13 protein-coding genes are annotated in these 14327 nt (G+C 71.8%); 7 read left to right on the top strand and 6 right to left on the bottom strand.

Features of this window, described 5'->3' with window-relative positions:
* Nucleotides 1-131 precede the first annotated feature (131 nt).
* Nucleotides 132-3119 carry a glycosyl hydrolase gene (locus C8E83_RS15435; protein WP_121370839.1) on the top strand — a complete coding sequence of 996 codons (2988 nt, stop codon included), beginning with the start codon at nt 132-134 and terminating at the stop codon, nt 3117-3119.
* A 39-nt stretch (nt 3120-3158) separates the two neighbouring features.
* On the opposite strand, the gene C8E83_RS15430 is transcribed toward C8E83_RS15435, so the two are convergent.
* Nucleotides 3159-3887, bottom strand: coding sequence for an MgtC/SapB family protein (locus tag C8E83_RS15430; protein WP_121370837.1), 729 nt, complete (start codon nt 3885-3887; stop codon nt 3159-3161).
* Nucleotides 3888-3890: 3 nt separating this feature from the next.
* A complete protein-coding gene (locus tag C8E83_RS15425) occupies nt 3891-4721 on the bottom strand; it encodes a helix-turn-helix domain-containing protein (protein ID WP_121370835.1) in 831 nt (276 codons plus the stop codon).
* A gap of 122 nt (nt 4722-4843) precedes the next feature.
* Here C8E83_RS15425 and C8E83_RS15420 point away from each other — a divergent pair, with 122 nt between their 5' ends.
* Nucleotides 4844-5461: a nucleoside deaminase gene (locus C8E83_RS15420; RefSeq protein ID WP_121370834.1), complete on the top strand. Its 618-nt coding sequence runs from the start codon at nt 4844-4846 to the stop codon at nt 5459-5461.
* 58 nt (nt 5462-5519) lie between these two features.
* On the opposite strand, the gene C8E83_RS15415 is transcribed toward C8E83_RS15420, so the two are convergent.
* Both C8E83_RS15415 and C8E83_RS15410 read right to left on the bottom strand, forming a co-directional pair.
* Entirely contained in the window at nt 5520-6185 is a 666-nt protein-coding gene (locus tag C8E83_RS15415; protein ID WP_121370832.1) for a dihydrofolate reductase family protein, read from the bottom strand.
* Nucleotides 6186-6361: 176 nt separating this feature from the next.
* The gene (locus C8E83_RS15410; RefSeq protein WP_121370830.1) at nt 6362-6934 is read right to left on the bottom strand and encodes a TetR/AcrR family transcriptional regulator; all 573 of its coding nucleotides are present in this window, start codon (nt 6932-6934) and stop codon (nt 6362-6364) included.
* A 97-nt stretch (nt 6935-7031) separates the two neighbouring features.
* Between C8E83_RS15410 and C8E83_RS15405 the strand changes: the two genes are divergently transcribed.
* Together C8E83_RS15405 and C8E83_RS15400 are read left to right on the top strand one after the other, a co-directional pair.
* On the top strand, nt 7032-7913 hold the full coding sequence (locus C8E83_RS15405) for an NAD-dependent epimerase/dehydratase family protein (protein ID WP_121370828.1): 882 nt from the start codon (nt 7032-7034) through the stop codon (nt 7911-7913).
* A gap of 26 nt (nt 7914-7939) precedes the next feature.
* Complete coding sequence (locus C8E83_RS15400; protein WP_121370826.1) at nt 7940-8791, top strand: SDR family oxidoreductase; 852 nt, start codon at nt 7940-7942, stop codon at nt 8789-8791.
* 178 nt (nt 8792-8969) lie between these two features.
* On the opposite strand, the gene C8E83_RS15395 is transcribed toward C8E83_RS15400, so the two are convergent.
* Nucleotides 8970-9545, bottom strand: coding sequence for a TetR/AcrR family transcriptional regulator (locus C8E83_RS15395; RefSeq protein WP_121370824.1), 576 nt, complete (start codon nt 9543-9545; stop codon nt 8970-8972).
* Nucleotides 9546-9635: 90 nt separating this feature from the next.
* On the opposite strand from C8E83_RS15395, the gene C8E83_RS15390 reads away from it, so the two are divergent.
* The 3 genes from C8E83_RS15390 (at nt 9636) to C8E83_RS15380 (ending at nt 13154) form a co-directional block, all read left to right on the top strand.
* Complete coding sequence (locus tag C8E83_RS15390) at nt 9636-10586, top strand: NADP-dependent oxidoreductase (protein WP_121370822.1); 951 nt, start codon at nt 9636-9638, stop codon at nt 10584-10586.
* Nucleotides 10587-10839: 253 nt separating this feature from the next.
* Complete coding sequence (locus C8E83_RS15385; protein WP_121370820.1) at nt 10840-11190, top strand: DUF1048 domain-containing protein; 351 nt, start codon at nt 10840-10842, stop codon at nt 11188-11190.
* On the top strand, nt 11187-13154 hold the full coding sequence (locus tag C8E83_RS15380) for a KUP/HAK/KT family potassium transporter (protein ID WP_121370818.1): 1968 nt from the start codon (nt 11187-11189) through the stop codon (nt 13152-13154). Before C8E83_RS15385 ends, C8E83_RS15380 begins: the two co-directional genes overlap by 4 nt.
* Before the next feature lie 212 nt (nt 13155-13366).
* On the opposite strand, the gene C8E83_RS15375 is transcribed toward C8E83_RS15380, so the two are convergent.
* Entirely contained in the window at nt 13367-14311 is a 945-nt protein-coding gene (locus tag C8E83_RS15375; RefSeq protein WP_121370817.1) for a hypothetical protein, read from the bottom strand.
* Between the last annotated feature and the right edge of the window lie 16 nt (nt 14312-14327).

The following is a 14327-nucleotide window of genomic DNA, read 5'->3' as shown; positions in this document are numbered from 1 at the left end:
GCGAGTGCGAATCCCCTGAGTCGCTCTTGCACGCTCACACCATGATGGAGTTGAATCCTTTCAAAAGCATGCGAGGGTGACTATACACACCCCGAACCAAACAGTTCTGATCCCGTTCGAAGGAGAACGACGTGGCACTCGCCGACATCCGACGCGACTTCCAGGATCCGCCCATCGAATTCCGGCCGGAGGTCCGCTGGTGGCTCGCCGAGGGTCTCCACACCGACGCGACGCTCCGCGACGAGATCGACACCGCGCACCGCCTCGGCTTCGGCGGCATGGAGTTCCTCGCCATGGACGAGCAGGCGATCGACCACTCGCGCTACGGCTGGGGAGCCGAGGAATGGGTGCACGACTCGCAGATCGTCGTCGAGGAGACGACGAAGCGCGACATGGCCGTGAGCTTCACCTCCGGCACGAACTGGTCGAATGCGAACCTCCCGAACATCACGCCCGACCACGTCGCGAGCGCCAAAGAGCTCGACGTCCTCGTCGAGGACCTCGCCGCGGGCGCGGGCCGCACGGGCGCCCTGCCCCAGGTCGACCTGGCCGCGCCGCCGCCCGCCGAGAGCATGCTTCCCGGCGAGCGCGGCGAGATCCACGACCAGCACTTCGTCGCCGCGATCGCGGCACGCGTCGTGGCCGAGCGCGACGGCCACACGCCGGGCGTCCTCTCCGTCGACAGCGTCGTCGACCTCACCGACCAGGTGCAGGGCGCAGGATCCGCGGAGCCCACCCTCGACTTCACGGCCCCCGACGACGGCGACTGGAAGCTCTTCGTCTTCTGGTCGCACGGCACCGGCCAGACCGCCTCCCCGTCCGCCGGCATCAACTACACGGTGACCTACCTCGACCCCGAGGGCGCCCAGGCCGTCATCGACTACTGGGACACCGTGATCCTGACGCCCGAGCTCCGCGCCGAGATCGCGAAGAACCCGCGCGCCCAGATGTACATGGACTCCCTCGAGCTCAGCGTCTACGGCGCGGGCGGGCTGTTCTGGGGGCACACGGTGGCGGCCGAGTTCGAGTCGCGGCGCGGGTACTCGATCCTGCCCTGGCTGCCGTTCCTCACGCGGACGGTGCCGATGATGGCCAGCACGACCCGCTACCACTGGGACGCCGAGGCCGCCGACGCGATCACGATCGACAAGGTGCGCTTCGACTACGTGAAGACGCTCACCGACCTCTACATCGAGAACATGCTGCGCCCGTTCGGGAAGTTCCTGCGTGAGAGCGGCATGACCCTCCGGTCGGAGATCTCGTACGGCCTGCCGTTCGAGCTGACCCGCCCCGGGCCCGAGGTCGACGGCATCGAGAACGAGTCGCTCGAGTTCGGCTCGCAGATCGACGCGTACCGTCTGCTCGCCGGGCCGGCGCACCTCTTCGGCAAGCAGTACTCGTCCGAGACCGGTGCGACGACGCGCAACCACATCCTGAACCACCGCTTCTACGACCAGATCATCGCGACGCAGCTCGCCGCCGGCATCACCAAGACCGTGCTGCACGGCTGGGCGTCGACCGCAGGAGCCGAGGGCGTCACCACCTGGCCCGGCCACGAGGGCATGTGGGGCATGTTCTCGGAGCGCTTCGACACGAGGCAGCCGGCGTCGGAGTTCTACCCCGAGTGGACGGCGGCGGTGGGCCGGGTGCAGTACCTGCTGCGGAGAGGCCTTCCGCGGATCGACGTGGGGATCCTGCGCACCGACCACTTCACCGACAACACGTCGGGCATGACGTTCCGCGGGCCGGACGGCAAGCGCTGGCCCGACGAGGTCGCCTACGGCACCTGGTGGATGCGCAACCGAGAGAATTTCTGGTGGGAAGACCTCGGCATGCAGGACGCCGGATGGACCTACGAGTTCTTCGACGGCTCGCTGCTGCGCCGCGACGACGTGTCGTTCGACGGCACGCTCGTGCAGCCCGGCGGCCCCGGCTACCAGGCGCTCATCGTCTACCAGTCGACGCTCGAGGTCGACGACGCCGCGCACCTGCTCGACTGGGCGAAGCAGGGGCTCAAGGTCGTCTTCGTGCACGGCGCGCGCGAGCTCGCCTGCCTCGCGGCGGGCACGTACACGACGCACGAGAAGGCCGGGTCGCGGACGCCGGGGCTCGACGGGCGCGACGACGAGCTCGCGCAGGTGGTCGCCGAGCTCCTGCAGCAGCCGAGCGTGGTCGCGGTCGACTCTCCCGCGGCGTCGCTCCAGGCGCTGCGCGACCTCGGCGTGGTCGGCCGCGCCGAGTTCACCGCCGACAACACGACGGTGCTGAGCCACCTCCGGCACGACGGCGACCTCACGCACCTCTACCTCTACAACTTCCTCTACGACAACGGCTCGCCGACCGCGGTCGAGGTGTCGCTGCCCGGTCACGGCACGCCCTGGCGTCTCGACCCGTGGTCGGGCGCGCTCCGGCCGGTCGCAGGATCGCGGAGCGTCTCGACGCCCGAGGGCGGCGACCGCACGCTGATCACCGTCGAGCTGGACCCGGGCGAGATCGCCCTCGTGACGCTCGACCGTTCCGCCGCGCCGGCCGCCGACTCGTCGCTGCCGCTGCGCCGCGACCTCGCCACGCTCGACGACTGGACCATCGCCGTCGAGAGCTGGGACGCCGGCGAGCTGCAGGTGATCACCGAGGATCGCGGGCTGGGCTACGTCACCACCGAGGTGAAACCCCTCACTGCGGTTACTCCTCTGGCCGCGGCGACGCGCACGCTCGCCCCGTGGACGGAGCTGGCCGAGGTCGGCCCGGACGTCTCGGGCGTGGGGTCGTACGAGACCGTGTTCACCGTCGAAGCGCTGCCGGCGGGCGGCGATCGGATCCTGCTCGATCTGGGCTCGACCTCGGGCGGTCTCGGTGCGGTGCAGGTGAACGGGTCGGAGCCGGTCGGGTTCGACACCTCGCACCCCGTCGTCGACGTGACGTCGCTCGTGCGGTCGGGTTCCAATGAGCTCACAGTGCGGGTGTCGTCGTCGCTCAACAACCGCCTGCTGGCGCGCGGCTACTACGACGAGCTGCACGACATCGGGGCCGAGTTCCTCGGGATCGACCAGACGCAGCAGACCAGCCCGCAGCCGTACGGGCTCGTGGGCCCGGTGCGGCTCGTGCACGAGTCGCACTAGTCGTTCCTCTCGGCTGAGCCGGCTCGCGCGCGAGTCGGCTCAGTCGAGGTCCTCCTGGGCCACGAAGCCGACCGACTTCACCCCGCGGGCGTCGCTCATGTGCTGCAGCAGCATCGCGGGGTCGCCAGAGCCCGACACGTCGAGCGTGACGCGCACGAGCGGCTTGCCCGTGCCCTCCTCGTCGACGGGCTCGCCGGTCGACAGCTGGCGGATCGCCCAGCCCGACTCCGTGATCGAGGCGAGCACCTCGCGGAGCACGCCCTTGCCGTCGCGGTAGGCGAGCTCCAGCTGCACAGCGGTGTCCTGACCCCCGAGCACTCGCCGTGAGAGGGCGGTGTAGCCGTAGGTGACCAAGAAGTGCAGCGCCACCACGATCAGCGCCAGGAGCCACAGCCCGGCTCCTGCGGCCATGCCGATCGCGGCGGTCTCCCACACGGCGGCGGCGGTGGTGAGCCCGCGCACCGCCCCGCGCCTCGTGAGAATCAGGCCGGCGCCGAGGAACCCGACGCCCGACACGATCTGGGCGGCGACACGCGACGGGTCGAGCACGATGTGGCCGGTGACGAGCACGTCGGTGAAGCCGTACTTCGACACCAGCAGGAGCAGCGCCGACGTCGTGCCGACCAGAGCCTGCGTGCGCAGACCCGCCGGCTTCCCCCGCAGCTGCCGCTCGAGGCCGACGAGCGACGACAGGGCGAAGGCGAGCAGGAGCTCGCCGATCTGCAGCAGGCCTTGGCCGTTCAGGGCGCTGAGGGTCGGGTCGGACATCGTCTACCGGCTCGCTTCCACAGACATGGACGCGAGAAACGACAGCTTCTCGGCGTCGGGCGACCCGGGCTCGGCCGAGTAGATCACGAGCATCATGCCGCCCGTCTCGCCGATGCCGAGCTTCTCGCGGAACAGCGTGAGCTCGCCGACCTGCGGATGGTCGAGCGTCACGGTCGCGCCGGCCAGAACCCCGACGTCGTGGCGGGCCCACAGCTGCCGGAACTCGGGGCTCGCCAGAGACAGCTCGCCGACGAGCTCGATGAACCGCGGGTCGTCGGTGTCGCTGCCGACCGACCTGCGGAAGCCGGCGATGAGGCTTTCGGCGGCGCGCTGCGACTGCGGGTAGAGAGCTCGCTCGGCGTCGTCGAGGAAGACGTCGCGCAGCCGGTTCTGCCCGGGGCGCAGACAGGGCGAGATCGCCGTGGCGAGACGGTTCGCGGCCAGAACGTCGAAGTAGCGGTCCTCGACGAACGCGGGCAGCCCGATCGTGTCGATGAGCGTCGCGATGCCGATCGGCACGGTCCGCTTGCGGGGGCGGCGGCGAGGGCGGCTCGTGCTGCCGCTGGCGAGGCCGAGCAGGTAGGTCGTGGCGTTGTCGTCGAGCTGAAGCACCCGAGCGATCGACTCCAGCACCTGCGCCGACGGATTTCGGTCGCGACCCTGCTCGAGCCGCAGGTAGTAGTCGGCGCTCACGCCGGCCAGCATCGCGACCTCCTCGCGGCGCAGGCCCGCGACGCGGCGGACGCCCAGCACCGGGATGCCGACCAGGTCGGGCGTGACCAGCTCGCGGCGGGCGCGGAGGTACTCGCCCAGCGGGTTCGGGTCGTCGGTCATGCTTCCACGCTAACGCGGGGCGGGTGGGGGCGTCCTGGCCCCGCGGCCCCCACCCTGCGGCCCACTCCGGCGCCCGCGCCCGTGAAAAACGACGGAAACACGCTCTTCGCTACCGTCAGACCATGGACACCTCGGTACTCGCGACCAGTTTCTCCGTCGATCTGCCGGCCTGGGTGCCCGACGAGTTGGCCGACTGGCCGGAGTCGCTGCCGACGCTCGACGACCGCATGCGCCTCGTCAATCGCCTCGCCTCCCGCAACCCGGCCGAGGGCAACGGCGGGCCGTTCGCCGCGATCGTCACCGAGCGCGAGTCGGGGCGCATCGTGTCGGTCGGCGTGAACGTCGTGCTGGCCTCGGGGCTGTCGTCGGCCCATGCCGAGGTGGTCGCGCTGTCGCTGGCTCAGACGCGCCTCGGCTCCTGGGATCTCGGCGCCGCCGACCGCCCGGCCCTCGACCTGATCAACAACTGGCGGCCGTGCCTGCAGTGCCTCGGCTCGACGATGTGGTCGGGCGTGCAGCGGCTGGTCGTGGCCGGTTCGGGCCCGGAGTGCGAAGACCTGACCCGCTTCGACGAGGGCCCGGTGCGCGACGACTGGGCCGAGCAGTTCGAGGCGCGCGGCATCGAGGTGGTCGACGGGGTGCGTCGTGCGGAGGCCGTCGAGGTGTTCGCCGAGTACGGCCGGCGTGTGGGCGCAGGAGCAGCGACCGTCTACAACGCCCGAGGCACCGGGCCGCGCTGACCGGCCGCCCGGCGGCAGCCCCGCTGCCCGGCCGCCCGGCCCCCGCCCGCCGCGGTCGCTAGTCGCGCGGCTTGCGCGTGTAGACGAAGTGCGTCACGCCGCTCGGCGACGGCGTCGATTCGATGTCGAAGCGCTCCTCGAGGCCCTCGAGCGTGAGGCCGGCACCGTCGTCCCAGAGGCGTTCTCCGCGGCCGAGCACGATCGGCACCTGCACGAGGTGGAGGTGGTCGACGAGATCCGCGGCCAGGAACTCGCGGACCGTGTCGACGCCTCCGCCGATCCTGATGTCGGTGTTGGGGGCGAGCGACCGGGCGAGCTCGAGCGCCTCGGCGGGCGTCTGGTCGACGAAGTGGAAGGTCGTCTCGCCGACGGCGATGGCCTCGCGCGGGTGGTGGGTGAGCACGACGACGGGCGTGTGGAACGGCGGCTCGTCGCCCCACCAGCCGACCCAGCCGTCGTCGGGCCAGTCGCCGCGCTGCGGCCCGAACTTGTTGCGGCCCATGATCTCGGCGCCGATGCCGTCGGCCCACTGGGCGGCGAAGTCGGCGTCGACGCCCTCGGTGCCGCCGTCGGCGCCCTGCATCGCGCGGAACGTCGGCGTCGACATGAACCACTGCATCAGGCGGCCGCCGGCGTGGCCGAAGGGAGCCTCCATCGACTGGTCGGCGCCGGTGCCGAACCCGTCGAGCGAGATGGCGAAGTTGTGGACTCGGACCTTCGACACGGGGCCTCCTGAAGTCGTTGCGCGAGCGTCGTCTCGAGCCGACCCTACCGCCCTCGGCCGCGCCTCACCCTGCATGCCGTGAGTGGCAAGAAAGTGCGGATGCGGGGGCAGGCGCATCCGCAGATTTTTGCCACTCGCGGGGGCGGGGTGGTGCGGGGGCGGAGGGCGGAGGGCTGCTAGGCGAGGGCGGCGGCAGCGGCGCGCAGCTCGGTGAGGGCCGTGCGGGCGAGGTCGGGCATCGGCTCCGTGTTGGCGGGCGCGATCCAGCGGTCGAACGCCGTGTAGTACGCCCGGGCTCCGAGCTCGGCGGCGAGCGCCGCGACCCTCTCGTCGACTCCGCGGACGACGAGGGCGTCCGCCATGGCTCCGGCGATGCTCGCGCGCTTGAACGCCGCCCGCTCGCGGAGCTCGTCGTTCGCCGCGACGACGGCCCCGAGCTGCGGGGCGTACTCGCGCTGACCCTCGACGTGTGCGGAGGCCATCGCGTCGACCCCGGCGGCCGCCGCATCGAGGGGCGTGGCATCGGCAGGCGCGTCGCGCACCCCGTTCGTCGCGAGCTCCATCAGCATCGGCTGGCCGTAGAAGAGCACCTCGCGCTTGTCGGGGAAGTGCCGGAAGAACGTCGTCTTCGTGAGGCCCGCCCGCGACGCGATCTGCGCGGTCGTCGTGCGCTCGTAGCCCTGCTCGGCGAAGAGGTCGAGAGCAGCGCGCAGGAGCCGGCCACGCGCGTCGGGTTCCCATCTCGCCATGCCCCCAGCCTATCGGTTCGGCGTGAAGTGATGTGACTCGGTACCGTGACGGGTGTACAGTGACGGTACCGAGTCACATCACACGAAGGAAGTCATCATGCGCGTTCTCGTCACCGGCCCCGCAGGCCACATCGGCCAGGCCGTCCTCGCCGAGCTCATCGGCCACGGCCACGAGGTCACCGGCCTCGTCCGCTCCGAGTCGTCCGCCGCCGCCGTCGAGAAGCTCGGCGCGACCGCCCTGCACGGCGACGTCAACGACCTCTCGCTCCTCGCGAGCGCGGCGGCCGACGTCGACGCCGTCATCCACCTCGCCTTCGACCACGGCAGCGTCGCGCAGGGCGACATGCAGACCGCCGTCGACGCCGACACCGCGGTCGTGAACGCCTTCGGCGACGCCCTCGCGGGCACCGGCAAGACGTTCATCGGCATCGGAATCGCCCGCACCGGTGACGCCGAGCGCGACAGGCTCCTCGAGGCGAACCCGCGCGTCTTCGTGTCCCGTGCGGTGCTCGAGCTCGTGTCGCGCGACGTGCGCGCCCTTCTCGTGGCCGTCCCGCCCGTGACGCACAGCGACCGCGACGTGCACGGCTTCCTCCCGACGATCATCGGGATCGCGAAGCGCCAGGGCGCCTCGGGCTACATCGACGAGGGCCTCAACGTGTGGCCGGCCGTGCACACGCTCGACCTGGCGGTGCTCTTCCGCCTCGCGCTCGAGAAGGCCCCGGCCGGCTCGCAGCTCATCGGCTCGAGCGACGAGGGCGTGGAGGTCCGCAGGATCGCCGAGAACATCGCCGGGCACCTCGGCCTTCCCGCCGTGAGCGTCCCCGCGGCCGAGGCGCCCGCGTTCTTCGCGCCGTTCATCTTCATGGGCATGAACGTGCCGATGCCCAACGCCGCGACGCGCGAGCTCCTCGGCTGGGAGCCCACGCACCCTCGCCTGATCGAGGATCTCGACGCCGGGCACTACTTCACGCGCTAGGCCCGTCCGCCTGGCAGGGTGGGGGCATGAGCTTCGACGACGACGCGCGATTCCGCAACGAGCACACTCTCGCGGGCCGAACCGCCGTCGTCACGGGCGTCAGTCGGCACCGGGGCATCGGGTTCGCGATCGCATCCAGGCTCCTCGCCCGCGGCGCGAGCGTCTTCGTGCAGCACTGGGCGCCCCACGACGCCGCGCAGCCCTACGGCGCCGACTCGCTCGACGACGTGCTCGCCGCGCTCCGCACCCATCTGCCGACCGGTGCCGACGAGGGCGCAGGAGCCCGGCTCGACCACCTCGAGCTCGACCTCGCCCCCGCCTCGAACCCCGCCCGCCTGATCGCCGCCGCCCGAGAGTCGCTCGGGCCGATCGACATCCTGGTCTGCAATCAGGCCCTGAGCGGCAGCGACGGGCGCCTCGCCGACCTCACGCCGGAGATGTTCGACGCGCACTGGCAGACGAATGCGCGCGCCTCGCTGCTCATGACGCAGGCGTTCGCCGCGCAGCACGACGACGAGCGGCCCGGTGGCCGCGTCGTGTGGATCACGTCAGGGCAGCAGACCGGCCCCATGTCGGGCGAGATCGCCTACGCGACGTCGAAGGCGGCGCTGGCAGGCATCACGGTGTCGGTGGCCAACGACCTGATCGACCGGGGGATCGTGCTGAACACCATCAATCCCGGGCCGGTGAACACCGGCTACCTGGACGCGTCGCTCGCGCCCGAGGCGCACGACGAGGTGCTGCGGCACTTCCCCCGCGATCGCATGGGCGAGCCCGACGACCCGGCCCGCCTCATCGAGTGGCTGGTGAGCGACGCCGGCCGCTGGGTCGTCGGGCAGGTCATCTCGTCGGAGGGCGGCTTCAGGCGCTGGGTGTGACGTCGCAGGCCGCGTGATGCGGCACCTTTCCAGCGTGACGGCGCGTTCCGGGCGCGGCGTCGCTTTCCGGGCGCGGCGTCGAGTTCCAGGTGCGACGGGCGCACGATGCGGCGCGTTTCACGCATCACGGCGCGACGCGTCACGCCGCATCGCGTCGAACGCGCCGCATCGCTGGCGGTCAGCGCGTGACGGCGGCATCCGTGAGCCGCGACAGCCGGGCGAACGCGCGATCCACGTGCGGCTGCAGCGCTGCATCCGGAGAATCGGCGCGCCACGTCTTCATCGCGTGCGCGAGAGCACCCCAGCCGACGCGCGCGAGGAGGTCCGCCTCGTCGTCGGCGACACCCCGAGCCAGCAGGAGTTCGGCGACCAGCACCACCAGGTGAGCCTCTTTCGCCGCGCCTCGCTCCCACAGCGCGGGCGTCACCGCGATGATCTGCCCGAGGCGGTCGCTCTCCGCCCGGTTCGCCTCGAGGGGCGGCACAACGGCGTCGACGGCGCGCCGCAGCGCCTTCCACGCCGGCACGTCGACAGGGACGGCCTGCATGGCGTCGATCACCCACTGCGAGAGGCGACGCTCGCCGTCGAAGAGCACTTCGCGCTTGTCGGGGAAGTGCCGGAAGAAAGTCCGCTCGGTCACGCCGGCCCGCTCGGCGATCTCGGCGGTCGTCACGGCGTCGAACCCGCGCTCGGCGAACAGGGCGAGGGCGGCCTTCTCGAGGCGCTCCCGGGCTTCTCTTCCGCTGCGTGGCACGTGGTCAGCCTAGCGTAGTGACAGTCGCTGTCACAACGTGATAGCGTCAGCGACTGTCACTACACGAACCGCAGAGAAAGCGAGACTCCCATGAGCGCAGTCGCATCCCGCACCGTCCGATTCCACGAGACCGGCGAGCCCCTCGATGTCCTGGTCCTCGAGACGACCGAGATCCCCGACCCCGGTGAGGGCACGATCCGCGTGAAGGTCGCCGCGGCCGGCCTCAACCCCGCCGACTGGGAGCTCTGCCGCGGCTTCATGCCGGGCACCCTGCCGCGCGGCATCGGCTGCGACGTGGCCGGGGTGGTCGACGCCGTCGGCGACGGTGTGGACGATGTCGCGGTCGGCGATCTCGTCTTCGGGGCGACGGACTTCGTCGGGCAGAGCAGCGGGGGTGCGGCGGACTTCGCGATCCTGAACCTGTGGTTCCCCGTGCCGTCGGGTCTCAGCGCCGTCGACGCGGCCAGCCTGCGGATGGTGCTCCAGACCGCCGTGTGGACCCTCGACCTGATGGGGCTGTCGGAGGGCGACACTCTTCTCGTGCACGGGGCCGGCGGCATGGTCGGCTACACCGCCGTCCAGGTCGCTCTGCGGCGGGGCCTGAAGGTCATCGCCACTGCGGGGCCGACGTTCACGCCCGATCTCGAGGGCTTCGGGGCGACGGTGACGCCGTACGGCGAGGGCATGGTGTCGCGGGTGCGGGAGATCGTCGGCGGCGACGTCGACCACGTGCTCGACGCGTCGCGCCCGCAGGCGGGGACCATCGCGCAGCTGGTCGAGATCGCCGGCGACCCGGCCCGCATCATGACGGTGAGCAACCACGACGAGGCGCGGGCCGCTGGCGTGACCGTCAACATCGACGCGCTGATGGCGCAGGGAGGGTTCCCGTCGAGTGACTTCCTTCCGGAGTACGCGCGCGCCATGGCCGAGGGGTCGTTCCGGATCCCGGTCGCGCGTACCTTCCCGCTCGACGCCTGGCGGGAGGCGACCGAGCTGAGCCTCTCCGGTTCTCCCCACGGCAAGCTCGTGCTGGTGCCCTAGCTCGCCCACCTCCGTCGAGTGGCACCAAACTGCGGATGCGCGGCCACTCGGATCCGCAGTTTTTTGCCACTGAACGGACATAGCGAGGCGCGGGCGGCGCGCGGGCAGCGCACGTAAGGAAAGCGTTAGGGGCGCGCGCGGGGCCGTAGGGATGTCGTGAGGATCGCGGCGGCCGAGCCGCGTCGGGGCTGTACTCGTCGTGGTGCCCGGACGGGCGCCGGCTCCAGCGAGCCTGACCATCTCGAGGCGCACCATGCCAGACATCCCCGCGACCCGCGGCGACCGCCGCCGCCGTCACGCCCTCCGCCTCCGCGTCGAACAGCTGCCGATGGCGGCCCGCGACGCGTTCACCGCCATCGAGCGCTACCTCGTCCTGACCTGCCCGGCCGGCGACGGTCTCCTCGACGCCCTCGACGACCTCGTCTCCCGGCTCGAGACGGCCCAAAGCCGGGGCGACGCTCTCTCCGACGTGGTCGGCGCCGATCCTGCCGCCTTCGCCGACGCCCTCGCCCGCGAACACGTCACCGAACCGCGCCGCGCCGCCGAGCAGCACCGCCTCGTGACGGCCGTCGCCGAGGCCGAGCGCGAGCAGGGCCTGCTGTGACCACCCCCGCCACCGCGGCCGTCAGGGCGCAGGATCGGCAGCCCACCCCGCGCGAAGCCCCCACCCCCGCCGGCCGCCGCCGCAGCGCGGTGAAGGCCGTCGGCCCGATCCTGGCGGCCCTCGGCGTCGTCTTCGGCGACATCGGCACCAGCCCCATCTACGCCGCCAGCACGACCTTCGGCATCGACACGAGGACCACGGGCGGCCCCGCCCCCGAGTTCGTGCTCGGCGCGACGTCGACGCTGATCTGGTCGCTCTTCCTGGTGGTGACGGTGCTCTACGTCCGCTTTCTGCTCCGCACCGACAACCGGGGCGAGGGCGGGCTCCTCGCGCTGTTCGGCCTGCTCCGCCGCAGCAGTCTGAAGGCCCGCACGGTCGGCGTCTTCACCGTCGTCGCGATGTTCGGCGCCGCGATGTTCCTCGGCGACAGCGTCATCACGCCCGCGATCTCGGTGCTGTCGGCCGTCGAGGGGCTGGAGGTCGTGCAACCCGGGTTCGCGAGGTACGTGGTTCCGGCGGCATTCGTGATCCTGCTCGGGGTGTTCGCCCTGCAGAAGTTCGGGTCGAACTTCATCGGACGCCTGTACGGGCCGGTCATGATCCTCTGGTTCGCCGCCCTCGCCGTCTCGGGCGCCGCGTCGCTCGGCCTGGACCCGAGCGTGCTGCAGGCGCTGTCGCCGACGTGGGTGGTGCGATTCTTCGTCGACCAGCCCGGGCTCGCCTTCCTCGCCCTCGGGGCCGTGGTGCTGGCGGTCACAGGAGCCGAGGCGCTCTACTCCGACCTCGGCCACTTCGGCCGCCGCGCCATCACGCGCGCCTGGCTGTTCGTGGTGTTCCCCGCGCTCGTGCTCAACTACCTCGGGCAGGCGTCGCTGGCGCTCCGGGAGCCGTCGAAGGCGGGCACGTCGTTCTTCGGCCTCGTGCCGTCGTGGGCTCTCGTGCCGATGGTCGTGCTGGCCACGCTCGCCACGATCATCGCCTCGCAGGCGGTGATCTCGGGCACCTTCTCGGTGATCCACCAGGCCGGGCACCTCGGCGTGTTCCCGCGCGTGAAGACGGTGCACACGTCGTCCGAGAGCGAGGGACAGATCTACATGCCGGCGATCACGATCCTGCTGGCCGTCGCGGTGCTCGGCGTGGTCGTCGGGTTCCGCAGCAGCGCGTCGCTGGCCTCCGCCTACGGGATCGCGGTCACGGCGACGATCTCGATCACCTCGATCATCTATCTCGCCTTCTCGTGGGCGCGGGGGCGGAGGTGGACGCTGCGGATGGTCGTGGTGTCGGCGATCCTGGTGCTGGTGCTCGCCTTCCTCGGCGGGAACCTGCCCAAGATCACCTCGGGCGGCTGGCTTCCGCTCACCCTCGGGGCGGTGGCCTTCGTCGTCATGGCGACGTCGTGGGTGGGGCTGCGGCGGATCGCTGCGGGGCGGCGGCTGAACGAGATGCCGCTCGACGAGCTGCCCGCCCTGCTCGGCGGCGGGGGAGCAGTGCACCGCGTGCCGGGCGACGCGGTCTTCATCACGCGCAGCCCCGGCGTGGTGCCGATCGCGCTGCGCACGATGGTGACGCAGAACCATGCCCTGCAGGAGCGCGCCATCCTGCTGAGCTACAAGACCGTCGACGTGCCGACGACCCGCGGGCTGCCGCATCGCATCTCGGTGACCTCGCTCGGCGACGGCATCGTGCAGGTCACCGCCAAGGTCGGTTACCGCGAGAGCCCGCAGATGACGGCGCTGCTCACGGAGGCGGCGCACGTCGACGACGGCTGCCTCGACGACTTCGCGGCCTCGCGCGCGGTGTTCTTCATCTCGACCCCGGTGCCTCGCTACAACCGGGGCAGCAGGATGCTCAAGTGGGCCCAGATGCTGTTCCTCGCCATGGACCGTCTCGCGCCCGACCCCCTCGACGTCATCGCCCTGCCCCGCGACCGCACGATCGTGGTCGGTCGCGAGGTCCCGCTCTAGCCCGGCGCCCCGCCGCCCCAGCCCTCCCGCTCGTCCGCCGCAGGACCTCCTCCGCACGCGCCGGCCCGCGTCCGCCCTCGTCCGCCGCAGGACCTCCTCCGCCGAGTGGCAAGAAACTGCGGATGCGCGCCTCCGTGCATCCGCACTTTCTTGGCACTCGGCGGAGGTGGGGGCGGGGTGGGCGGGACGGGCGGGGCGAGGCGAGGCGGGGGCTAGGCGGGCGGGCGCAGCTCGACGAAGGGAGCGGCGAGGGAGTCGTCGGCGGGCGAGGCGAGGTCGCGGTCGAAGACCCGCCGCACCGAGTTGCCCGCGAGATCCTCGAGGAGCGCATCGACGCGAACGGCCGCGACACGGCCGCCGGCGTCGGGCGTGAACGACCAGCCCGCAGGAGCCGCCACCACACTCCCGGCCACCGGCTCCCCGCCTGCGTCGAGCGCCTGCAGGTGCCGCTGAACGAGCACCCGGTCGAGCGGGCGGTCGAAGGCGACGATCACGGGCTCCTGCTCGCGGTCGGGCCACGTGACCCGCCACCGGCCGGGATCGACGCGCGAGCGGATCTCCGGGCCCACGAGGAACGTCCGCCGCGCGGACTCCACGAGCGGCGCTCCGGCCGAGTCGAGCAGTGCGTCGTCGACGACGAGCGTCACCGAGGCCCCCTCGTGAAGGGGCGCGCCCGCCTCGAGGTGGGGCACGAGTCCGCGCTTGATCCGCCCGGGCTCGAGCAGCAGCGTCAGCCGACGCCGATCGCGGCTCCAGAGCTCGGGCGGCATCTCCATGAGGGCACCGTCGATCTCCGCCCCGTCGGTGTCGAGCAGGTGGACCCGCCCGGCGGCGGACCCCTCGTCCATCGGGCCGGAGAACGTCACGGCGAACCGGAGCAGGTTCGCCGGCACGACGTCGACGTCGGTCTCGATCGCGACGACGGAGGTCGTCGGGCGCCGAACGGTCGCCGGGATCGCCACGCGTGCGAGCTCACTCCACGGGGGCCCGGCGAGCACCACGAAGACGCCTCCCGGTGCCGGCGGGAAGCGCGGGGTGAACACGTCGGCCTCGTTCGAGCGGTGCCACACCCCCGCGGTCGGGACGAGGTCGGGGCCGAGGGAGAGGGCGCCGAGGGGGACGATCGCCGGCTCCTGCGCCCGGTCGAGGCCCGACACGACGAAGGAGCCGTGG

It is taken from the genome of Frondihabitans australicus, from assembly GCF_003634555.1.
Taxonomy (GTDB): Bacteria; Actinomycetota; Actinomycetes; order Actinomycetales; family Microbacteriaceae; genus Frondihabitans; species Frondihabitans australicus.
This window is presented reverse-complemented; position numbering and strand designations above follow the sequence as displayed.